The sequence below is a fragment of the Oleiphilus sp. HI0128 genome (assembly GCF_001635365.1).
This window is the reverse complement of sequence record NZ_LWGG01000243.1, coordinates 1-911: the sequence shown is the minus strand read 5'-3', so window position 1 is coordinate 911 and position 911 is coordinate 1. Positions and strand designations below refer to the sequence as shown.

The following is a 911-nucleotide window of genomic DNA, read 5'->3' as shown; positions in this document are numbered from 1 at the left end:
CTCTATGCAATCAATTGCTCAATTATGACTTGGCACGACTCACGTATTCACCAGTACGAGTATCGATACGCAGCTTCTCACCAATATTGACAAATAATGGCACATTGACCGTTGCACCGGTAGAAAAGGTAGCCGGCTTTGTGCCACCTTGAGCTGTATCGCCTTTCAAACCCGGGTCAGTTTCTACCACTTCCAGCTCAACAAAGTTTGCTGCAGCAACAGCCAAGGGTGCACCATTGAATAGTGTGACCGTATAAACATCCTGTTCCTTTAACCACTTAATTGTATCACCGACAGCCTTTTCATCAGCAGCATGCTGTTCAAAAGAACCATCAGTCATCATAAAGTGCCAGAACTCACCATCGGTATAGAGGTACTCCATATCGAATTCCATTACGTCAGCCGCTTCAAGAGATTCACCTGACTTGAAGGTTCTCTCCCATTGACGCCCAGTATTGAGGTTTCTCAACTTAACGCGGTTAAAAGCCTGGCCTTTTCCTGGCTTTACAAATTCATTCTCAATCACCGCACAAGGATCACCATCCAACATTACTTTTAAGCCTGAACGGAATTCGCTGGTAGAATAACTTCCCATTTTGATCTCACCTGTTTCTGTCTCCTACATATTTATGCAGGAACTATTCAATTTACGGAATTATTTTCTCGCTATCTTGGTCCAGCCTAATCTATACAGGGCCAATGAGTGGGCGACAAACTGTTTTCTATAGCTTTACTTCGCTATATACTGCGCGGTTTACCGGCCTCTTTACATCAAGGGCTGACTCTTTTTTAGGCTCGCAGACCAAAATTAAAGCGCACATGATACATCTATCAACTATTCCTGTCGAAAATAAAGCGCAATACGGTTCATGGCAGTCTCAACTTAGCCAGTGCAAAATAAGTACTGCAGA

At 43.6% G+C, this 911-nt stretch carries 1 protein-coding gene; it reads right to left on the bottom strand.

Annotation, left to right across the window (positions count from 1 at the left end):
* Positions 1-22 precede the first annotated feature (22 nt).
* A complete protein-coding gene (gene efp / locus A3763_RS03250) occupies positions 23-595 on the bottom strand; it encodes an elongation factor P (protein WP_068507556.1) in 573 nt (190 codons plus the stop codon).
* Positions 596-911 lie beyond the last annotated feature (316 nt).

What these genes read in the sequence shown, in the direction of transcription:
- efp (WP_068507556.1), bottom strand. Translation starts at nt 595, where the DNA reads ATGGGAAGTTATTCTACCAGCGAATTCCGTTCAGGCTTAAAAGTAATG.